Source organism: Gardnerella sp. DNF00753 (assembly GCF_049244275.1).
GTDB classification, from domain to species: domain Bacteria; phylum Actinomycetota; class Actinomycetes; order Actinomycetales; family Bifidobacteriaceae; genus Bifidobacterium; species Bifidobacterium greenwoodii.
Genome location: NZ_CP058393.1, coordinates 867831 through 890491 on the forward strand (window position 1 = coordinate 867831; position 22661 = coordinate 890491).

Below are 22661 nucleotides of genomic sequence, written 5' to 3' on the forward strand. Positions count from 1 at the left end.
TTAGAAAAATGCTCGAAACTTTGAAATAGAATGGTTATGTGGTGATTACAACGTCCATGCTTAAAAACTTGCCGCAAGATTCTAGCAATACTATTTCGCATACTAGCAGGCAAACTCACAGTCGCATTATGCGCTGCACATGGCGTTTTTTACACATTCCACTTCTTGTTTTACTTATAATTACACTATTTGAATGTTCTATTGGAAATATTCCATTTTGGAGCAGTGTTACAGGAAGTACGGATAGCGCATCTGTTCACAATTCTTTAGGAAGCGGCGTTAAACGTCTTAAATCAGGCGGTCTTCTTATAACAGACCCTTCCGAAGCATACTTAGAGGTTATTTCAGATGGAAGCTCGCCTTATATTCGTCTTCAACCTTCTCGCGTTAAAAATAAGCTTTATAAAAAGCAGCAAATTATAGACGATATTCACACGCGTGTTGAAGCTAATAAATATTTAAGCAAACCACAGAGCACAAATCCTCGAGCGCTTAACGCTTCCCTACTTAGCATTCCCGAAGAAGTAGTTGATCAACCGTGCGTAGTTAGAGTATGGCTTCAACATCCGGCTGGAGCAATACTTGATATTGAGGATGCTAGAGCTAATGTTAGAGCGCCTTTTAGCTGGTCTTGGGGACGCGTAAGCATACTAATTGTTTTTGCAATACTTATAGCTTTATGGAATCCTTGGTCTAAGCTTTGGAAAATTAAACTCAACACAAGTAGCATTTCTCAACGATTCTACTTATTCGCATCATGGATGCCTTTTATAATCATTGCGCTTGCAACAATTATTTGGAATTTGCGCAATGCTACACCAATGCATTTTGATTCGCCTGGAAATTACGCCTACGATTTCGACCAGTATGCTCATACTGCAGACGCTCTTGCAAAAGGGCAGGTTCATCTTAATCTTCCTGTTCCTCACGAATTAACCACCTTGCCAAACCCGTATGATCCTATGGCTAGGAATAATCTTCTTAATCATTCAGTTCCTCACATGTACTGGGATTACGCATACTATAAGGGGCACTGGTACTCGTATTTTGGTGTTCTTCCAGCAGTACTACTGTTTTTGCCTTACCGTCTTATTACAAGCATTTGGATTACAGGCGGAGCAATGCTTCCAACTACTGTTGCAACATTTGTGTTTCTTATTGCTTTTCTTATTTCAGGATCTTTACTTGTTATTCGCATAATTGAGCATACTTTAAAAAACGCTTCTTTAGGAACCGTATCAATTTCTTTAGCACTGTTCTTTATTAGCGCAAACACGGTTTACTTGTGGTTTAGAACATCTTTCTATTCCGTTCCAATGGCAGCTTCACTATTTTTCACATCTTTAGGATTATGGTTTTATTTCGGCGCATTTGCTAAGAGTAAAACTAATTCTTTTAGAAATATTGCTTTGGGATCGTTCTTTATAGCGCTTAATTTAGGTTGCAGACCTACTTTTGTAATAGCACTCTTATTTGCAATTCCTGTGCTATACCCTATTTTGAAAAAATCGTTTAAAGATTTTAGTAAAGATTGGAAAAAATCTGAATATTGGAGAATTCCTTTGCTCTATGCTACAGCTTGGATTCTTCCAGCAGTAATTACTGCAATTCCGTTTGGATTGTATAATTTTCTGCGCTTTGGATCGCCTTTAAACTTTGGTAACGAGTATCAAATCACTATTACAGATATGACAACTATGCGTTTGCCATCGCAAAATATTCTGCCGTCTATTTTTAGCTATATTGCTCTACCTTTGCGCTTAATTCCAACTTTTCCTTGGATTGGCATTCAGCCTGTTGCTTTTGACAGATGGCAGTATGCTGAGCCTATGATTGGCGGAATGTTCGTGCTTTCTCCTCTCGCATTAGTTGCGTCTTTTGCTGCTTTAGTTATGAGAAAACGATGCTTGCACAAGACTTCGTGGAATATTGCTATAACTTCTTTAATAATTGGCGTATTTCTTATTGTTTTCGACAGTCTAAAAGCTGGAATTGGTTGGAGATATATTGCAGATTTTGCGTGGGCTTTTGCAATTGCTGCAGTAGTTGGCGTAACTTTACTTTTAGAGCATGCGGCCTCTGTTCAAAAAGATGATTGTTGGCAGAAAAAAACTATTTCATACAGCATACGTTTTGTTGTAATAGCACTACTTTTTGCTTCGATTATTATTGCAGCACTCAGCTGGTTTGTTACAGGTCGTGAAGATAGCACTCTTCGTTTTAACCCAGACTTATGGTATTTGGTTCGCTCCTGGCTTACGTTATTTTAATAAAAGTCTTTAGCAAAACTATTCTTCACAAAGAAGAGTATCAACGGTTTTTAAAAGTGATTTCAAACCTTCAATAAACTGAGTTTCTTCCGGAAGCAAAGAAAGAGCAAGATACCCATTTACTGGCATGTCAAAATAGTATCCGGGCTGCGAAACCAAATGATAATCTTGCATTAAGCGCAACGCTAACACATCGTCATCTATGCATGATGGCACGCGCAATAAAATATTCCAACCGCCTTCTGCACGCAAAGCACTAACACAACAATTAGGCCAGGATGCTAAAGTTTCACGAAGAGTTTTAAGATTTTTACTAACCCGGTTACGAACCTTTTGAGTCTGCGAAGAAGCATACTCTAACAACTCAGGTATACGCTTAGAAACCGTTGTTCCAATCGGCAAAAAGTCGTCTGCAATAACATCAAGCCTTTTTTGAGCTTCGTAAACATCATCCTTAGGACCTGAAACTTCAATCCACCCAACTTTTGCGTGAGGAGCTGCAAGCATTTTAGAAAAACCGTCCAAAGCAAACACGAGAGTAGATGATTCCCCAGCAAGCCTAGCGTTTGTTTCAAAAGGCTCAAGATAATAATCGTAAAAAACTTCGTCAGCAATTATTGCAACATCATTATCATGACATAATTGCAATAATTCTTTACGCTCCTCACTCTTTACGTAAGAGCCGGTAGGATTATTCGGATTAATAAGCACAAGTGCTTTAATGCGCAAAGACTTATTTTCAATTAACTCTTTTACGCGAGGCAAATCAATAGTCCAAGAACCGTCGTAATGCAAAGGATACGGTATTGCGTTCACGCATTGCAAGCGCGCAATCGACTCAATAAGCGGGTATCCAGGAGTAGGACCAATAACAGCATCCCCCGCATCACAAAGAAGCATCATAAGCCATGCATAAGCTTGAGATGTTGAAGAAAGTACGTAAAGCTGATCTGGATTAAGCTTTGAAGGAGTAGAAGTATTAGTGCGATTATCGCGCTTATTAATAAAGTCTGCAATAAGTTCCCTAGCTTCTTTAGGACCTCTTGCATCCGCAGTATAGCGTCCAGATAAACAGCTTGGGGCAAGATTATGAGCAGTAGGATTAGAATCGTTTAATTTAGTAAGCTTTATGCCTTTAGACACAGCTTTTCTCTGCGCTAAAATAATAGGATTTGGCTCACTTACATCTACTCTGGAAGAAAATCGCACGTAACAACCCTAACACTTGGCATAAAAAAGCTGGGCAACAGATTAAACCTGCACCCAGCTTAAAACAACAACAAATAAATTACTACTATTTATTAATATTTAGTCCTGTTGTTGAGTCTTCTGCATTGCGTAATAAGCTGCACCAATAATTCCAGCCTCATTATGCAAAGTTGCAACCACAATAGGAGTCTTAATATCAATATGTGGAAGGAATTTTTCGCTTACGCGGCTAACTCCACCACCAACAACAAACAAATCTGGGTTGAAGTATTTTTCCATCAAACCATAGTACTTAGTTAGGCGCTTAGCCCACTTCTTATAGCCCATATCAAGCTTTTCACGAACGGAAGAAGCAGCATACTTTTCAGCATCTCCCTTACCTTTTTCAAGCTGAATATGACCAAGCTCAGTGTTTGGAATAAGCACACCGTTGTAAATCAAAGCTGTACCAATACCAGTTCCAAGCGTTGTAGCAATAACTAAGCCATCCTTGTCTTTTGCTGCACCAAAACGCTGCTCAGCTAAACCAGCAGCGTCAGCATCGTTAACAACTGTTACTGGACGACCGCAAGCCTCACTAAAGACTTCAGTAACGTCAACACCAATCCAAGACTGGTCAAGATTAGCCATAAAATCAAGCTTCTTGCCCGGCTTAATTGGAGCAGGGAAAGCGATTCCAACAGGAACGTCTGCAGGAACTTCAAAATGCTCAAGCTGCTGACGGACAATATCCGCAACCGCCTGAGGCGTAGAAACTGCAGGAGTGAGAATCTTATAACGAGGCTCTGCAAACTCGCCCTTTTCCAAATTTACTGGAGCAGCTTTAATTCCAGAACCACCAATATCGACGCCAAATGCTTGTGCAGTGTCAATCATCTCACTAACACTCCCCTCTGAATGTGTGCTGATAACAGGATATTCACAAGTATTGTATCGTATATTTATTGCGACACGCTTGCTGATTGTTAACTTCTATTTCACTTCTGCTTCACTTTTTCAAAGAAGGCATAGGTTTCCACGTTCCGTCATGCAAAATCTTCCTAGAAGCAAGCCAACCGGTAAATAATTTCCAAATACCGGAAAGAATATGCTCACGATCAACAGCCAACAGACGAATAATCTCTTTAGCAGCAGTTAAAGCGGTTCCAAGCGCAAACATAAACGGATGAAAATCACCATGAACCATAAAGTAGCGAGCCATAAACCCACGATTTCGCATAATATGGTAACGGTTCATATCGGAAGTTGAGTTTAGCTGACGAACTCCTGCAATATCCCAGTTTGGAATATCGCGAGTGCGACGAAGAATAATATCCGGAACAACAATAGGATTCGTAACCTTACTAGCAAGATACCCGTAAGTAGTATCATCCCAGTAAATAAAGTAGCGAGAATCCGGGAAGCCGATTTTTTCAACAATATCTCGACGAATTAAACCACCCTCGAAACACATTGTGTTCATCACACGATAACCAGCATTACCAAAAGCTGAAGGCGCAATAGGATTCGGTATACCAAGAGGAACCAAAAAATCATACTGCCAGTAGAAATTACCACCGTCGTAATCTAAACGACTTCCTTGAACAACCGCGTGGCGCTTAGTCCAAGGAGCAAGACGCTCAATAGATTCAGGCACTGTTTCAACATCGTCATCCATAACCCAGAACCACTTAGCTCCAAGTTCATAAGCTTTTTTAACACCAGCACTAAAACCTCCTGCGCCACCAAGATTCTCATCCTGCGGAGCGTAAACAACGTGAGAGCAATTGCCCTCATCGTCTTTTTCTGCCTTACCCCAACGATTAGTTAAAGCAGCTTCAAGACCAGAAACCATTTCGCGAGTTTTATCGCTGCACTCATTGTCAACAACAACAATTCGCCAAGGACACTCGTTCAAACATTCAAAAGAATGGAACAAATTATCCAAAAGTTCCTGACGCTTATAAGTAACCACAACAACAGCAAGCTTATCAATACTCTTGCATACGCTATTGGCTTTGCTGTTAACAATTTTCTTTGTTCCCATATTGCTCATACTTGTATTCTCGCACCTACCCTCGCCACACAATTATTACAACAATGTTCCTAGCATGAGATACAAAAGAATAGTCAGTTTCAGGGAAGGTGAAAATCCTTACTGGCGGTAACAAAATGCGTATTTTATGCCTTTTTGAAGCCCGCGAGCGGCTTACAAGCTGCTGATTCGGTTAAATTCCGAAGCCAACGGTTACAGTCCGGATGAAAGAAACGGAGGCCCATCATGGGCATTTCTAATACTAGCAGTCATAACAATCATCAAACTAACTCTTCAAACACACGCTGGTCTAGCGAAAAAATAGCAAAATATGCGCTATTCGTAGCACTTTCAATGGCAGTAAGTTTCATAGAATTTCCACTAATTCCAGACTTTTCATTCCTAAAATACGATCCTTCAGGAATCGTGTGCCTAGTTGCAGGATTCGCATACGGGCCTTCAGCTGCAGCAATCGTAAGTATACTCGGCTTTGCACCACACTTATTTACCAATCCACTCGGCACAGTTATGGCAGTACTAGTTTCTTTAGGAGCTAGTGTTACAGCAGCAATCGTATACAAAAAAATGCATACCAAAAAAGGTGCAATCATTGCACTTTTGGTAGGCTCTGTTGTTGCAATTGCACTCGCAATAGCTGGAAATCTTGTTATTACACCGCTTTACGCTCACATGACTGTTTCGCAGGTTGTGGCTCTTATTATTCCAGCACTGCTACCGTTTAATATTATTAAACTTGCGCTTCACGTTGTAGTAACGATGCTTGTTTATAAACCAGTTTCTAAACTACTTCACCACAGCAAGTAAATCTTCTAAACGGCATAAACTATGCAAAATACCAGCACAAGCAGTAGTATGAACGAAGCTCAAAATTGCGCAGTTGAAAACAATGCTCTAGTAGTGTTGCGAAATATTTGCTTCAGCTACGATGATGGAAAAACTTGGACGCTTGAGCAACTAAATCTTACAATTCGCTCCGGAGAGCGCGTAGCGATTGTGGGCAAAAACGGTTCTGGTAAATCAACTTTGGCAAAAATTATTGCAGGTTTAACAGCTCCAGATAGCGGCTATGTTGAATTGTGCGGCGAAAAAGTTTTTGAAAATACTACTGCTTATGCTGATGCTTACAAAAATGCGCGAAAGTTTATTGGCGCTCTGTTTCAAAGTCCAGAAGATCAGATTGTTACTACTGTTACTGAAGATGATGTTGCTTTTGGACTGGAAAATTTAAACGTAGAACAGCATAAAATGCGAAAACTTGTTAACAATGCTTTAGAGGCTGTTCACATGCAAAATCATAGACTTTCTAACCCAAGTCTTATGAGTGGCGGGCAAATGCAGAAAGTTGCTTTAGCAGGATCTATTGCAATGCAGTCAAAGCTACTTGTGCTAGATGAACCTACTTCTATGCTCGACTCTAAATCTCGCGAAAACGTTGACACATTATTTGATGATTTGCATAGAAACGGCACAAGTATTGTGCAAATTACGCACCGAATTGACGAATGCCAGCGCGCGGATCGAATACTTCTGCTAGAAAATGGGGTGCTTCACGAAATTTGTTTAGAAAAACTGGAATCATATTTCAACAATTCTAAATCTAGTTTTTCAAAAAAAGCGCAGGAAAATATTAATAATTACGCGAATCGAAACGAAAACATAAACGATAGCACGCATGCAAATAAAGCAATTTCAATATCACACTTAACAGTTAAATACGATGATAAATCTCCAGCTGTAATTAACGACTATTCACTTGACGTAAATGAAGGTGAAATAGTTGCAATAATGGGCGAAAACGGCTGTGGAAAATCCACTCTTGCGAAAGCTTTGTGCGGACTGTTAAAAGCAGAATCTGGTTCTATAAGCGTAGAAAAAATACCTGTTAGTGGAAAAACTTCTAAAAAGAATCGGCAAAAACTTCGCGAAATTATTGGCTACGTAATGCAGCTTCCAGAGCAGCAGCTTTTTGCTAACATTGTGCGCGAAGATGTTGCTTACGGTCCTAAAAATTTTGGTCTAAAAGGAGACGCCCTTAAAGAATGTGTAGATGAAACGTTAAGATTGCTTAATCTTGAAGATTTGGCTGAAAAATCGCCTTTTTCTCTTTCCGGCGGCCAACAGCGTCTTGTGGCAATAGCGGGCGTTCTTGCTTTTAGACCGAGAGTACTTGTGCTTGATGAGCCAACAGCAGGATTAGATTTTGAAGCAGCATCACATTTCTTGCAAATTCTTTGCGAACTGAATAATCAAGGCGTAACAATTGTTGTTATTACGCATAATATTCATGATGTAAAAGCTTTAGGAGCAAGATTAGTAACATTAAAAGCAAACAATAGTGAAAGCTTAGAAGATACAAAGAAATCATCACAAGAAACGATTACGATAGAAGAATCTTCGCAAGAAAAATCAACCTCACTACTTAGCTCTTTTGATCCCAGAATAACACTTATATCCTGCTTCATGCTCATGCTAAGCGCTTTTAGCATCACTCATTACACACAGTTAGCTGTTCTTGCTTTTGCCACACTGTGTCTAATTATTGCCGCAAAAATACAATTCATAAAACTAATTTCTTCACTACACATGCTTATTGCAGTATTTACTTTTTCGGGATTGCTGAATATTCTTGCCGTTCGCACAGGAAAAATACTTTATAAACTCGGGCCGATTATTGTAACTTACGACGGAATTAATTGCGCAATACTATTTGCCACAAGATTCTCGCTTGTAATTATTATTGGCGCAATATTAGTTATGACAATAAGCCCAACAGTACTAACCGAAGCCTGCACGTCTTTACTGTCGCCACTTAAAACTATTGGAGTGCCAACGCAGGAAATATCGCTTATTATGAGCCTAGCATTGCGATTTTTACCAACGCTTTCTAACGAGGCAGTAGAAGTTGCGCACGCTCAAACCGCTAGAGGCGGAAGCATACGGGACGGCTCGATTGGCAAACGAATCCACGCAATATCTTCGCTTATTGTTCCTGCTTTTGCAGGCGTTATTCGCCACTCAGAAACACTTTCTTTAGCACTTGACACTCGCTGCTACACGCCAAGCGCAACAAGATCGCACCTGCACACGCTGAAAGTTAGCGCAAAAGATGTGCTGTTATTAGTTGTGGCCATTGGTTTTGTTAGCACGATTATTGCAATGAGTTTATAAATGTTATACAGAATAAAATTATGCATAGCAAAATGCGCATGTTGCAATTTTGGTGTGAAATAATTCGCAATATACTGTATAATCCGTTAAGCACTTATGTAACTTATGCAATACTTTTGTTTAATTAAATTTGATTAAACTTGCATGCGAAAGGACGCCTTATGGCATTGACAAAGAAGCAGATTAAGCAGCTTCGCGCACTTGCTAATACGCTAAGCCCACTTTTATACGTTGGCAAGAACGACATTACTGATGCAGCCGTAAAGCAAGCAGACGAAACCATGCAGTACCACGAACTTATGAAGTGCGCTGTGCAAGATGGTTCCGGATTAAGCGCTAAAGAAGCAGCTGAAGCTCTTGCTCAAAAGCTTGGCGCCGAAGTTGTGCAAGTAATCGGCAATCGCTTTGTATTGTTCCGCGTATCTACACTCGACAACGTTGACCACATTATGCTTGTGCGTGAATAAATTATTTCATATGTTATCGCGCAGCAGGTCTCACGAACTTGCCTGATGTTGCTTATTTGTACTCATCCAAGCTAGGATCTAACTCCTGAATTATATATGAGCTACTGCTTAATACAGGCTGGGACCATGGAAGATTGTTTACAGTATCATACATTCCATCTGTTGCAAAAGTAACTCTCTTTCCAACATAATTCATAATCTTGTCATGATTTGGATCGTGCACAAATGCATCATCTAATATTATTACGACCCTATTCATCAAATTACTTGGAGGCCTATATCCGCACTCAGTTCCATTACAATATGACGATGCTGAGCGCGGATTATCTAAAGCAAGCACTGTGGTAGTTGGGTTATTGTTAATACGTATAAAGTCATCAAGACTAAAACCAGTATATGTTACTGGCGCACCAGGATAGTTGTATGCTTCTTCTGGAGTAAGCTGTTTTACTGTACCAGTATAAACTTGATACCCTTTTTCTTGCCATTGAAGAACTTGCTTATCGTACGCTTTTTGCTTATCGCTACGTTTATTTGAGTTGATTAGCTTATTGATACCAGTATCATCATTTATAGGGATAAAAACTGGAGCAACTACTTTATCCATTTCGCACGTATCGTTTTCATTTTTCTTAATAGGATAATCAACAACTGTAGTACTATCGTTCAGATTGTTTCCCGTAAGCGTATAAGATACTTCTTTCCATTTGAATGGAGTATCTGGGTCAAAAGAAGGACTGTTATTAGAATAATTATTATACCACTCTTCACTTTCTGGAAGATAGAATACTAAACCTTTGTGATTCCTATAAAAGAAGAGCGTTGAATGCTCATATTTATTTAATAGAGTTTTAAGAACATTATTAGGAGCAACTAGCTTATTCCCATCGTATGAAAAAACTCGCGTTGACGACACTTCCTGAGTATCGTCTGAATCATTTTTCTTAACTTCGTACGTATCATTAACCAGCAAATCAGGTATTTTGTCATCATTAATATCCCATAAGGCGTAAGTATAATCGCCTTCTGGAGCATCATTGAATGAATACTTGTGAATATTTTCAAGCACATTCTTGTACTCTTTGCCTGCTTGAGAAAGAATATCGTCAGTATTGCGAGTATGCGGTTTTGTGATAGCACTTATGGTATTACTGGCAACATGATTCAGTGAAAAACCGCTGTTTTGTACAGTGTCAGCAACAAAGCGAACATACACAACCCAAGTTGTAAGCATACAAATAAGCACAACAGTTGATACGCAATAATACAAAAAAGCGTTATTCTTTTTCATCGCAAACATCTCTACTTTCGCCAAGCTGCACAACAACTAATCGTCTTTATTCAGCGCAGGTTATATAAGGTTTGTACGTGTTATACGTAGATTTAGTCACCGTAATTGGAAGAAACATCTTTCATTAAACCTGCCATAAGCGAGTTGTTGTCAATGTGGGAAAGATTACTAGCATCTCCAACAATCATAACGTCGCCAGCAGTAGTCGGGAAAATTATTACAGAACATGGGTCACCAACAATAAAAATATGATTGTCATCACTCATATCGAAGGGGCTACCATTTTTGTAAAGAATGTTCTCTAATTTTTTATGATTTTTTTCAGCGGACGGAAACTCGTTGAGAACGCATGATGCATCTTTTTCAAAAGCGTCGCCTGTTCCAACTTTCACAATTGCTTTAGCCCCACCAAGAGCATAGCTATGCTTTATTGGTAGATTACACTTTTCGCTAATAGCGTTAAGATCTGGCTTTATATTAAGAGCATTTCGCACGCCGCTAAAAGATCCATTGTGCTGAACGCAATAGAATAAACCGGCTAGTATTGCAATTACAACAAATCCCCAAAAGTAACTTTTAGCTTTGCTCATAATAAACCTCCATCGTAAGCAGTGATACAAAATAAGCATCGCTGACTTAGTTTTCGAATCAATCAATCTCTCTTAAATGAAATTCTTAACCATGATTCTAGTCGCACGATTTGATAACGCGTAAACCTTCAGTTTACGTTTAGTCTGTAATGATTTTTAGAGCACTGTAGCTAGGGTCATCGTAATGTGCTTCTAGAGTAAAGCATATTGAAGAAGCATTTTTAACTGCTATAGTTACGTTCTTTCCTACATAATCTTTCATTTCTCCGGCTTTAGGACTAACAAAGAAACGTTTGTAAACGTATGTGTCAGGAACCGGCGTACCTTTGCCATCAACTCCAACAGTTATGATGGTTTTGTATGGCATATTTACTGTATAAATAATTTTTTCATTAGTATCGAAGAAATAATAAGAATAATTTTCTAAATCTGCATCCGGTTGTGCTGTTTGCTTTACTTCGTCAATATTCATCTCTTTAACATTGCCGGTAAGAATGGTGTATCCATCATCTCGTAAATCTTGAATATACTTATTGTGTTTCTTCTCTTTTTCACTAAGAGTCATATTATTGATGAGATTATCTACAGGCTTAAGATTTTTAACATCAACGAACATTGCATCAAAATCGCCTATAGTGCCAGGATCTGCCGAATTATCTTCAACACTTGAATCTAATTTAAACTTATAATCTTCAGTAAGCTTGTAAGTATCACGACGAACTTTAAGCCCATCAAATAGATGATATACAACTATGCCATTGTGATTATGATCGTACATTAATGTTTCTGAGAGTTCGTTATCATGAGACGGTTCTAAATCTTCAATTAACTGTGACTCAACAATTTTTTTGCCATCAAAAGAAAATACTTTAGTAAAACGCGGCTTATCATCATCGTAACCTAATTTTTTCCTTGCAGTTACAATAAGTTCTGGAATCTTATCATTATCAAAATCCCATAAGTCATAGTAATATCCGAAGGAATCTGGAACATTTTTGAACTTGTATTTTCCGTGCAGATTTTCAAGCACGTTTTTATAAGCACGACCTGCTAAAGCAAGAGCATTATCTGACTTATTTGGTTCAACTACAGCTGTTACAGCATTGTTGTTCATAACATTTTTCAGCGAAAAACCGCTGTTTCGCACGGTGTCTACAGTGAAGCGAACATACACAACCCAAGTTGTAAGCATACAAATAAGCACAACTGTTGATACGCAATAATACAGAAAAGCGTTATTCTTTTTCATTGCCAACTTCTCTACTTTCTTTAGACTCATGAAGTATATTACGAATTTGAGATAAGCGTTGAGTTAGATCGTGCTCGTATCCACGATTCGTTGGATGGTAGTATTCGCGGCCAACAAGCTCGTCTGGCATATACTGTTGCGATGCTACAGCACCCGGATAATCGTGAGCATACTGGTATCCTTCGTGGTTTCCCCAGCTTTTCATTAGTTTCGTTGGAGCGTTTCGCAAATGAAGAGGCACTTGACCAATATTTCCAGCATCAACATCTTGCAAAGCCTGATTAATAGCATTATAGCTTGCGTTTGATTTAGGAGCTGTTGCTACAGCAATCACAGCTTCAGAAAGAATAATGCGTGCTTCCGGCATGCCTATTAAAGCAACAGCTTGATCTGCAGCAACAGTTACTTGCAAAATTTGCGGAGCTGCCATACCAACTTCTTCAGCAGCAGCAATCATAATTCGCCTTGCAATAAAACGCGGGTCTTCACCAGCTCGAAGCATTCGCGCTAAGTAATGCAAGGACGCATCAACATCACTTCCGCGCATCGACTTAATAAAAGCAGAAATCACGTCGTAATGATCGTCGCCATCTTTGTCGTAGCGAACAGTAGTGGTGTCCATTACGTTAGAAACAATATCGGCAGTAATAACAGGCTTCTTTTTGCCGTGCTGCAGCGCAGCATCTCCTGTTATTGCTCCTGCTGCAGCTTCTAAAATAGTAAGAGTTTTGCGAGCGTCTCCACCGCTTAAGCGAATAATAGAATCTATTGCGTCTTCGTCAATTTTAAGCTGATTGTTGAGCCCATTTTCGCTAGTTACTGCGCGCTCTATAAGCGTGTGTAAATCTTCTACGCTAAGCGACTCAAGTTTTACTACTACAGATCTGCTAAGAAGCGGTTTAATGATTGAAAAACTTGGGTTTTCAGTTGTAGCTCCAATAAAAGTTACGTCGCGATTTTCTACGCTTGGAAGCAGAGCATCTTGCTGCGATTTAGAAAAACGGTGAACTTCGTCAATAAAAAGTACTGTTTCTTGGCCTTTGCTAACTAAACGCTCGTGCGCACGATCAAGCACGGCACGAACATCTTTAACACCAGAAGTTACAGCAGAAAGCTCTTCAAACACTCGCCCAGACTGGCGAGCAACAATATATGCAAGAGTAGTTTTACCGACTCCTGGAGGACCAAATAGCACAACAGAACTTGGAGCAGTAAGAGAACCTTTAGACTGCGGATTTGCAAGCCTGCGCAAAGGAGAGCCTTCTTTTAAAGCATGAGATTGCCCAAGCACGTCGTCAATACTGCTCGGGCGCATACGCACTGCCAACGGACGAGTTACATCACTCGGCGCGCTACTTGCTGCAAATAAATCCTGCTCCATAAATACCAGCTTACAATACGTATAGAACAAACGTTCGATTCTAGTTGTTGGTTACAAACTAAGACAAGTTTACAACACTAGACGTGCGAAACTTGGTAATCGAAGAACACAACTTCGCCTTCATCTTGCGTTGTATCCAAATCAACAATGCCAGTAATAGCCCAATTATGATCCCCGTCAGAATCGTCGATGATCTGCCGCACTTTCCACGAGTGTTCACTCTTCTCTAGCGAATCGTCAAGAATAAACAAGTCTCCGCTTCGAGCTTTGGCGTCTATTCCAACATACTCATGTTCGTCGTAATAGTCGTCAAGCACATCATTCCACTCGTGAACTCCGTAACCCCAAGCTTTATCAAGCTCTCCTAAAGCATCCGCATCTTCCAAATCCATAAGTTGCACACGGCGGAACATTGCATTCCTAATCAACACAATAAGACCGCGACGATCTTCAACCACAGACTCAGAAGTTCCAGGCGCAGCCGTAGTTACAGCGCTAGCTTCAGCGTCCGAACCTCCTGCACTCTCCCACTCATCAACCAAACTAGAATCAATCGAGCGCACAACAAGACGAAGCCACGAAATAATATCACGCAATTCTTCGTTAAGCATGTCTTCTGGAACAGTGCGAGCAAGCGAACGGTAAGCATCAGAAAGGTAACGAAGAAGCGTTCCCTCACTTCTAGCAATGCCATAGCGTGAAATATAGCCAGTAAAATCGGAAGCAGTTTCTACCATGTCTCGAAGCACAGTTTTAGGCTTAATCCAGTAGTCGTTTGCCCACGGCACGTCCTTGCGATACTGAGCAAAAGCAGGAGCTAGTAAGTCTTCAAGAGGCTTAGGATAGCTAACTTCCGCCAAGCGCTCCATGCGCTCCTCGTAGTCAATACCATCGTCTTTCATGCCAGCCATTGCAGCATCTCGAGCCTTACGCTCTTGAGCACGAAGAACAGGCTTAGGATCATCCAGAGTTGCTTCAACCATAGAAATTACGTCAAGCGCGTAGCTTTGAGACTCAGGATCTAACAATTCCAAAGCTGCGAGCAAGAACGGCGAAAGCGGCTGATCTAGCGCAAAACCTTCAGGCATTGCAACATCAAGCTCATAATCACAAGAACCGTCCGCGCGCTTTTTACATTCAATAACTTGAGTATCGAGCAAAGTTTGGAAAATATCGTCGCAACGTTCAAGCAGTTTCTCTTTATCTTGCGGCTTTTGCGCGCTATCTTCAATAAGTTTTTGCACGCGCGATCTAGCATCTCCACCTTGCGTAACTTCGTTCAAAATCATTGAGTGCGTTACAACCATATGTGGATTCAAAGTTTCTGGAGCACTTTCAATAAGCTTAGTAAATGTTGGCTCGCCCCAAACAACAAATCCTTCTGGAGCCTTCTTACGCTTAACTTTTTTAAGCTTTTTAGGGTCATTGCCAGCTTTTGCAACAGCGCGCGCATTCTCAATCTCGAACTCTGGAGCCTCGCTAACCACTAATCCTTCGGTATCAAATCCCATTCTGCCTGCACGGCCTGCAATTTGATGAAACTCGCGAGCGCGAAGTTTTCGACTACGATTCCCATCAAATTTTGTAAGAGCTGTAAGCACAACCGAGTGAATTGGCACATTAATACCAACACCGAGAGTATCTGTTCCGCAAATAACTGGCAGAAGTCCTTGTTGAGCCAGCTGTTCAACGAGCCTGCGGTAGCGTGGAAGCATGCCAGCATGATGCACTCCAACGCCGGTTCTAAGTATTCTTTGCAAGATTTTGCCAAAGCCTGTAGTAAACTTTGTGCCCTTAATTGCTTGAGCAATTTTGTCTCGCTGCTCTTTGCTTGAAACTCCCGTGCTTGCGAGCGCTTGTGCTGTTTCCAGAGCTGCGTCTTGCGAAAAATGAACTACGTATATTGGCGTTAAACCCTTGTTAAATAAGAGTTCTACAGTTGTAGCAAGCGGCTTATCGGTGTACTCGTATTCAAGAGGAATCGGTCTTGGAGCGTTAGCAATAATATCAACGCTTCTTTTTGTTGATTTTTCTAAGCGTTCCGCAATATCCGATACGTCTCCAAGAGTTGCGCTCATAAGTAAGAATTGCGTGTTTGGAAGCGTAAGTAGCGGCACTTGCCAAGCCCATCCGCGCTCTGGGTCTCCGTAGTAGTGGAATTCATCCATTGCAACGCAACCGACTTCAGCATTTACACCTTCACGTAAAGCTTGATTTGCTAAGATTTCCGCAGTGCAGCAGATTATTGGAGCATCCGCGTTAATATGCGAGTCGCCAGTAATCATACCAACATTGTCTCGCCCAAAAATAGCAACCAAGTCGAAGAATTTTTCGGATACAAGCGCCTTGATTGGTGCAGTATAGTAGGAGCGTCTGCCTGTGACGAGTGCTGCAAAATGCATTCCGAGAGCAACAAGAGATTTTCCAGAACCTGTTGGAGTGTTTAAAATAACGTGGTCTCCTGCAAGCAAATCCATAACGGATTCTTCTTGATGCGGCCACAAATCTACATGTTTGTTATCTTTAACCCAGTCAACAAATGCTTGAAAAATCTCGTCTTCGCTAGCATGATGCAAATCAAGAGCTAACTCGCCCAATTCAGTCATACTACGCTCCTACTTTACTTACGCTTTAATCGTGACTTTACTTACGACCTAATTACGCTCTACTTGCGCTTCTTTTTATCTCGCACTTTTACGGAGATTTGAATAGGAGTTCCTTCGAATCCAAACTCTTCGCGAAGAGATCGCTCAATAAAGCGACGGTATCCGTGCTCTAAGAATCCTGTTGCGAATATTACGAAACGCGGAGGGCGAGTGGACGCCTGGGTTGCGAATAAGATTCGTGCCTGCTTTCCGCCTCGCAAAGGATGCGGATGAGCAGACTGAATACGACCCAAGAAAGCGTTAAGCTTACCCGTAGGAATACGCTTATCCCAGCTATCTAAAGCTGTTCGCATGGCGCGAGAAAGGCGATTCGTATGCCAGCCTGTTTTTGCAGAAAGATTTACGCGCTCAGCCCAAGTAACACGATCAAACTCAGTCTTCCACAAGCGTTCCATGCGCTGTCTGGAAAACTCGTCCATCAAATCCCACTTGTTAAACACAAGTACGATTGCGCGACCTGCGTCAACCGCTTGGCTCATAACTTTTAGATCCTGCTCCGCAATCGGCTGGGAAGAATCAAAAAGAATCAAAGCAAGCTCCGAACGCTCAATCGCAGCCTGCGTGCGTAGCGAAGAATAATATTCTGCACCAGTAAGTTTATGAGGTCTGCGCTTAATACCAGCCGTATCAATAAACAGCCAGTCTTCGCCGTCAACTCGCACAACCTCATCAACAGGGTCACGAGTAGTTCCAGCCAAATCGTTTACGACAGCGCGCTCTTCGTGAGCTAAATGGTTCAAAAGCGAAGACTTACCAACGTTTGGTCTTCCTACTAAAGCAACCCTACGAAGACCTTGTGGAGTTAAGAATCCTGAAGTTTTATTAGCTTTTTTCAAAGAATTGAGCGCCGCATCAAGCAAATCTCCAACGCCTCTACCGTGCATTGCAGAAATTCCGTACGGCTCTCCCATTCCAAGCTTCCAAAACTCTGCAGTTAAGTACTCGCTTCTAGCATCGTCAACCTTGTTAACTGCCAAAGTAATAGGCTTTCCTGCAGCGCGAAGCATTGAAACAATGCGCTCGTCGGTGGCTGTTAAACCAACTTGACCATCAACAAGGAAAATTACAGCGTCACTTAAACGCACTGCTACTTGAGCCTGCTGAGCAATCGAAGAATCAATTCCTTCAACGTCTGCTTCCCAGCCGCCAGTGTCAACAAGCTTAAAGTTAGTTCCAGCCCACTCAGCATCGTAACTTACGCGATCCCTCGTAACTCCCGGAGTATCTTCAACAACAGCAACTCTGTGACCCAAAATACGGTTTACAAGCGTTGATTTTCCAACGTTTGGTCGGCCTATAACGGCTATTACACCAACTGCTTTAGAATCTTTCTTCTCGTCACTACTTGCAAAATCTCCACTAAGAAGCGCGCGGTCTTCATCGTCAAGATCATAGCCTTCAAGATTTGCAGCGTAACGGTCGTACTCGTCCTGCTCAATAGCAGCATCAACAATTTCAACAAGCGCGTCAAGAGTCTGCTCAAACGTCAAATCTGAATTATCGAGCGTTGTAACACCATCAGCAGCCTGAAGAAAACTCGTAACTTTAGCATCCTTAGCGTCGCGAGCACGAATATCGTCTTCCTCAGAAGATTGATTATTTTGCAAACTTTCTTTATAAATCTCCTGCTTGTTTCTGCGAGCTTGACGAACTTCTTCCCTTGCAGTAAGAAGCACTCGAACTTGCGCATTAGGAGCTACAACAGTAGTAATATCGCGGCCTTCTGCAACAATGCCCTCACCTTTAGAGAAAGAATCATCAGCAGATTGCGCAGAAATATATGCGCGCTGCGCTGCAATAAGCATGCGACGAACTGCAGGAATAGAAGAAACAGTAGATACATGCGAAGAAACCTCAATAGAGCGCAACTCTTCGCTAATATCCTCACCTTCGACAGTCACCACAGGATTTTTAGGATCCACGCTAAAGTCGGCATTACTTTCAGTAAATAATGCTCCAACAGCTTCAACAATTTGGTTGAAACGTTCAGCGTCTGCAGGATTCGTCGGCTGACCTTCATCATCTAAAGAAAGCTGAGTGCTTAAGTCAATTCCTTTTTGCATGCACCACCATGCAGCAGCTCGATACATTGCCCCAGTATCTAAATACGCAAAACCGTAGTATTGCGCTAAAGCACGAGAAGTAGAAGACTTACCTACTCCTGCTGGTCCATCAATTGCTACACAAATCACAGGCCAACCTCCTTAGAAAGAGAACGCACTTCTGTTTGAGAAAGCACACGATACGATCCCGCCTTCAAATCACCCAACTTAATAGGGCCAATTTGCGTACGAACCAAGCGCTTTACAGGGAATCCAACAGCTCCGAAAATTCTACGCACAATGCGATTCTTACCAGAATGCAACACAACTTTTACCATGGTTGTGTCGTGATTTTGGTCGATTATTGCGCAGCGGTCGAGCTTAATCCAGCCGTCTTCCAGATTTACGCCTTGAGAAACCAAGCGCCTGCAAACCATGCCGTTGATTTTGCCTTCAAGCGTTGCAATATAAGTTTTTTCAACCTCATACTTTGGGTGCATAACATGCTGGCTTAGCTCGCCATCGTTGGTCATTAAAATAAGACCTTCCGAATCGTAGTCCAAGCGACCCATGTGGAAGATTCGCTCGTACTTGTCTCCCACAATATCCCTTAAAGTAAAACGACCTTTAGGATCGTCCATAGCGCTCAAAACTCGCTTAGGCTTATGCAATGCGAGAGTTACGAGCTTCGTGTTGAACTTTACTCGAGATCCATCAACGCGCACTTTCTGACGCTTCGGATCTACGCGAGTACCAAGTGTTGTAACCAATTCGTCGTCTACTTCAACACGCCCATCGAGAATAATCTCCTCACATTTGCGTCTTGAACCAAATCCCGCTTCAGCAAGTAGCTTCTGCAGTCGAATGGCGTTTTTGTCATCTGAATGCGCCCCATCGGCGCGGGAATATGCGTTTGGCATCGTTCTCCCAACGTGACCTCATGAATTGTTTAACAAAATATGCGCAAATAAGTTATTCTTAAGCGCTAAATCAAACAATTCTCTATTACTATAATTTTTCTATTACTTTCGCAATTGTGATAAATAAGAAAATTACCACTTTTTCTATGCTACCGTATGGCATGGCCGTGATACTATAGCAGTTGTTTTAATAAGTTGCAAACTATACAGCAACACGTATTAAAGTAAGGAAAACTATGATTGAAGCACCGGAAACAACTTCTGAAGAAGCTAAAAGTGACTCTCCACTTGCTATTAAAATAGCAACCGAGTTTATTGCTACAGCGCTATTAATGTTCACAATTTACACTTTTTATTCACTATCAACAGCAATGTACGGCATTAATTTGCTTATGATTGCAGTAGGCACAGGCGTTGCGTATGCTGCAGCAATTTCTATTGCATCCAAAGTTTCTGGCGGACAACTTAATCCTGCTGTAACTATTGCATCCATGTTTACAGGACGCACATCGTATTTGGAAGGCCCTTGCTATATTATTGCGCAAGTTCTTGGATCCATTTTGGCAGCGGGCGCTTTTGTGTTCATTTTGCCTCAAACAAAAATGGTGAAAGATGCTAACTGGTTCGCTCCTGTTGTAAACGGTTTCGAACAAGGCTCTATTTCTGCAACGCAGCTAAAGAGCGTAAACTCTTCCTTCGGCGTTATTACGGCCTTATTGGTTGAAGTAATTGCAGTTGCAATAATTGTTGCTACAGCAATGAATTACACAAAAGATAACGGCAAGACCAATTGCGGCTATTCCACTCACATGGGTATTGCTTACGCAGCTGCAACTCTTATTACCTACCAGATTACAGGTTCGGGTCTTAATCCTGCACGTTCTACTGGCATTGCGATTTTTGCAAACTTTAAAGAGCTTGAAGTTAAGCCATTAACTCAGTTGTGGGTTTTTTGGATTGCTCCAATTTTTGCAGCCGCTCTTGTTGGTTTTATTATTCTTTTAACAAAGCTTCTTGCTGTTTCGGAAGATAAAACTTTAGCAGGGTTTGAAAATGACGCTAACGCTTTGTATAAAAAGCATCATGCTCTGTCCAATATTGAAGATCCTGATGCTAAATACAGCGAACATGAAATCAATATTGATTTCGATAAAACTGCTGAAGCAAACCAAAATAATTAGCTTTTACAGCAATAATGAGATTGAAGCATAAGTTATAAATAAACCAATGCCTAACGCAATACTTATGAAAGAATCAAATCTAACAGATCTGACCTTCCAAGGACTGCGTTGACGCATTAATAAACGTATAACACCGAGAGTAACAGCCGTCACAGCAACAACAACTGTGGCGGCTGTTGCGTATCCAAGAAAAGCTAGTATTGCGCTTGTTGCAACAATAGCTGCAACAATCCACTCAGCGTAAGGTTTTCCTTCAGACTTTTCCGACACATACGGATGTTCAGTTTTACTATCCTTAGTCTGCTGCTCGCTATTTGTCATACTTGTATAATACATAACTTGCAATAATAAAACACAAGTTGTTTTACAGAAAAACAAAAAATGCAGCGCTTGAAGTTATCAAACGCTGCATTTTTAGAATATGAATTTACTTATTTTACTTACTTACTAAATTACGAGAATTTAGTGGAAGAAGTGACGAGTGCCAGTTACGTACATTGTTACTCCGGCTTTACGAGCAGCTTCGAACACTTCCTCGTCGCGAATAGAGCCGCCTGGCTGAACAATTGCACTAACGCCCGCTTCAATAAGAATCTGAGGACCGTCAGCGAATGGGAAGAACGCATCGGAAGCTGCAACAGCTCCCTTAGCACGCTCAACTCCGTCAGCCAAAGTGTTAGCGCGTTCAACAGCCAAATGGCAAGAATCCACGCGATTAACCTGACCCATGCCAATGCCAACAGTAGCATTGTCGTGCGCAAGCAAAATAGCGTTAGACTTTACGCAACGAAGCGAGCGCCACGCAAATTGCAAGTCGCGCAATGTATCAACGTCTGCAGGATCACCGGAAACCAAAGTCCAGTTTTCTGGATTGTCTCCAAAAGCGTCAATCTTATCTGCCGACTGCACTAAAGCACCGCCGTCAATAGGATGCACTTGCAAATCCAAAACAGGCGGAGTTGCAACCTTCAGAATGCGAAGATTCTTCTTCTTAGTGCGAAGCAATTCCAAAGCCTCTGGCTCATAGTCTGGAGCCACAATAACCTCTGTGAAAATTGGGCGAACACTTTCTGCCATTTCCAAAGTCACCGTAGTGTTTGCGGCAATTACACCACCGTAAGCGCTTACAGGATCACAAGCGTGAGCTTTTTTATGAGCCTCAGCTGCAGTAGCTCCAATTGCCAAGCCGCAAGGATTATTATGCTTGCAAACAGCAACAGCAATTTGTGGAGCAAAATCCCAAACCGCACGCCAAGCAGCATCCGCATCAACATAATTGTTGTAGCTCATAGGTTTTCCGCCAAGAAGCTCAGATTGAGCTAAACCGCCCTTATGCAATGGATCAACATACAATCCAGCCTGCTGATGAGGATTCTCACCGTAGCGAAGCTCATGTTCCAAACGCCAGGTGCGCGTGTAGTTTGAAGGAAGCGAAATGCATTTCTTTGCTGCTTCAGTATTACTTGCAGCATTGTTTTCTGCATTGCTTTCAGTATCTTCCTTAATTGCGCTAAGACTTTCTGGCTTTGGCCATGCAGTTGTAGTCCACTGAGAAATAGCAGCATCGTAAGCCGCAGTATGCTCAAAAGCTTTTGCAGCAAGATACTCACGCTCTTGCAAACTAAAACCTTCTCCGGAAATAATACGGTCTGCAAGAAGCTGGTAGTCTTTAGGATCCGTAATAACTGCAACAGATTTGTGATTCTTAGCAGCAGCCCTAATCATAGAAGGTCCACCAATATCAATTTTTTCAATAATAGAATCTCGATCCGCGCCGCTCATTACCGTATCCACAAATGGGTAAAGGTTAACAACGACTGCATCAAACGGCTTTATATTAAGATTTTCAAGCTGCTTTACATGATCCGCATTATTCATATCCGCTAAAATTCCTGCATGAATATGCGGATCCAAAGTTTTTACCCTACCATCTAAGCTTTCTGGAAATCCAGTGACTGCAGAAACTTCAGTAACTTTTACACCAAGTTCTATAAGCTTTGACGCTGTTGAACCGGTTGACACTACTTGAGTACCTGCCTGAATAAATGCTTTAGCGAGAGTTTCAAGTCCTTCTTTATGAAAAACCGAAACAAGAACTCGTCGAACCGACCTTCCCCCTGTGGTTATCAGAACATTTGCATTTGATTCTTGGCTATGTGTCTGTTGCACGGCGGTCATCCTTCCTAAAATAG

Annotated in this window: 17 protein-coding genes and 1 riboswitch; of the genes, 5 read left to right on the top strand and 12 right to left on the bottom strand. The window is 41.4% G+C overall.

The genetic code is table 11. The features are described from left to right. The first annotated feature begins 56 nt into the window (after positions 1-56). Complete coding sequence (locus HXT33_RS03685; protein WP_421787590.1) at positions 57-2270, top strand: beta-carotene 15,15'-monooxygenase; 2214 nt, start codon at positions 57-59, stop codon at positions 2268-2270. Positions 2271-2288: 18 nt separating this feature from the next. Here HXT33_RS03685 and HXT33_RS03690 read toward each other — a convergent pair whose 3' ends face one another. The 3 genes from HXT33_RS03690 to HXT33_RS03700 all read right to left on the bottom strand — a co-directional run bounded on the left by HXT33_RS03690 (position 2289) and on the right by HXT33_RS03700 (position 5514). Further along, positions 2289-3479 (bottom strand): pyridoxal phosphate-dependent aminotransferase, encoded by a 1191-nt coding sequence (locus HXT33_RS03690; protein WP_421786549.1) that lies wholly within the window; start codon positions 3477-3479, stop codon positions 2289-2291. 99 nt (positions 3480-3578) lie between these two features. After that, positions 3579-4355: a polyphosphate--glucose phosphotransferase gene (ppgK, locus tag HXT33_RS03695; RefSeq protein ID WP_102694731.1), complete on the bottom strand. Its 777-nt coding sequence runs from the start codon at positions 4353-4355 to the stop codon at positions 3579-3581. Between the two features lie 112 nt (positions 4356-4467). Next, the gene (locus tag HXT33_RS03700; protein WP_421786551.1) at positions 4468-5514 is read right to left on the bottom strand and encodes a glycosyltransferase; all 1047 of its coding nucleotides are present in this window, start codon (positions 5512-5514) and stop codon (positions 4468-4470) included. Positions 5515-5586: 72 nt separating this feature from the next. After that, positions 5587-5733, top strand: a riboswitch (FMN riboswitch). 6 nt (positions 5734-5739) lie between these two features. Here HXT33_RS03700 and HXT33_RS03705 point away from each other — a divergent pair. The 3 genes from HXT33_RS03705 to HXT33_RS03715 all read left to right on the top strand — a co-directional run bounded on the left by HXT33_RS03705 (position 5740) and on the right by HXT33_RS03715 (position 9149). Beyond that, a complete protein-coding gene (locus HXT33_RS03705; RefSeq protein WP_421776142.1) occupies positions 5740-6318 on the top strand; it encodes an ECF transporter S component in 579 nt (192 codons plus the stop codon). A 48-nt stretch (positions 6319-6366) separates the two neighbouring features. Further along, the gene (locus HXT33_RS03710; protein WP_421787592.1) at positions 6367-8682 is read left to right on the top strand and encodes an energy-coupling factor transporter ATPase; all 2316 of its coding nucleotides are present in this window, start codon (positions 6367-6369) and stop codon (positions 8680-8682) included. 161 nt (positions 8683-8843) lie between these two features. Beyond that, on the top strand, positions 8844-9149 hold the full coding sequence (locus tag HXT33_RS03715; protein ID WP_119521168.1) for a YhbY family RNA-binding protein: 306 nt from the start codon (positions 8844-8846) through the stop codon (positions 9147-9149). A 52-nt stretch (positions 9150-9201) separates the two neighbouring features. On the opposite strand, the gene HXT33_RS03720 is transcribed toward HXT33_RS03715, so the two are convergent. From HXT33_RS03720 to HXT33_RS03750, 7 genes are all read right to left on the bottom strand, one after another. Continuing rightward, complete coding sequence (locus HXT33_RS03720; protein WP_421786553.1) at positions 9202-10440, bottom strand: hypothetical protein; 1239 nt, start codon at positions 10438-10440, stop codon at positions 9202-9204. Positions 10441-10532: 92 nt separating this feature from the next. Beyond that, a complete protein-coding gene (locus HXT33_RS03725) occupies positions 10533-11030 on the bottom strand; it encodes a hypothetical protein (protein ID WP_421786555.1) in 498 nt (165 codons plus the stop codon). Positions 11031-11169: 139 nt separating this feature from the next. Further along, positions 11170-12279, bottom strand: coding sequence for a hypothetical protein (locus tag HXT33_RS03730; protein WP_421786557.1), 1110 nt, complete (start codon positions 12277-12279; stop codon positions 11170-11172). Further along, positions 12266-13660 carry a replication-associated recombination protein A gene (locus tag HXT33_RS03735; RefSeq protein ID WP_421786559.1) on the bottom strand — a complete coding sequence of 465 codons (1395 nt, stop codon included), beginning with the start codon at positions 13658-13660 and terminating at the stop codon, positions 12266-12268. The genes HXT33_RS03730 and HXT33_RS03735 overlap by 14 nt, the downstream gene beginning before the upstream one ends. A gap of 77 nt (positions 13661-13737) precedes the next feature. Further along, positions 13738-16266: a DEAD/DEAH box helicase gene (locus tag HXT33_RS03740; protein WP_421786561.1), complete on the bottom strand. Its 2529-nt coding sequence runs from the start codon at positions 16264-16266 to the stop codon at positions 13738-13740. A gap of 59 nt (positions 16267-16325) precedes the next feature. After that, positions 16326-18518, bottom strand: coding sequence for a bifunctional cytidylate kinase/GTPase Der (der, locus tag HXT33_RS03745; RefSeq protein WP_421786563.1), 2193 nt, complete (start codon positions 18516-18518; stop codon positions 16326-16328). After that, a complete protein-coding gene (locus tag HXT33_RS03750) occupies positions 18515-19288 on the bottom strand; it encodes a pseudouridine synthase (RefSeq protein WP_308582558.1) in 774 nt (257 codons plus the stop codon). Before HXT33_RS03750 ends, der begins: the two co-directional genes overlap by 4 nt. A 236-nt stretch (positions 19289-19524) precedes the next feature. Between HXT33_RS03750 and HXT33_RS03755 the strand changes: the two genes are divergently transcribed. After that, entirely contained in the window at positions 19525-20469 is a 945-nt protein-coding gene (locus tag HXT33_RS03755) for an MIP/aquaporin family protein (RefSeq protein WP_421786565.1), read from the top strand. A gap of 3 nt (positions 20470-20472) precedes the next feature. Here the strand turns inward: HXT33_RS03755 and HXT33_RS03760 are convergent, their stop codons facing one another. Both HXT33_RS03760 and purH read right to left on the bottom strand, forming a co-directional pair. Further along, a complete protein-coding gene (locus tag HXT33_RS03760; protein WP_032841794.1) occupies positions 20473-20790 on the bottom strand; it encodes a hypothetical protein in 318 nt (105 codons plus the stop codon). Between the two features lie 141 nt (positions 20791-20931). After that, on the bottom strand, positions 20932-22647 hold the full coding sequence (gene purH / locus HXT33_RS03765; RefSeq protein WP_421786567.1) for a bifunctional phosphoribosylaminoimidazolecarboxamide formyltransferase/IMP cyclohydrolase: 1716 nt from the start codon (positions 22645-22647) through the stop codon (positions 20932-20934). Positions 22648-22661 lie beyond the last annotated feature (14 nt).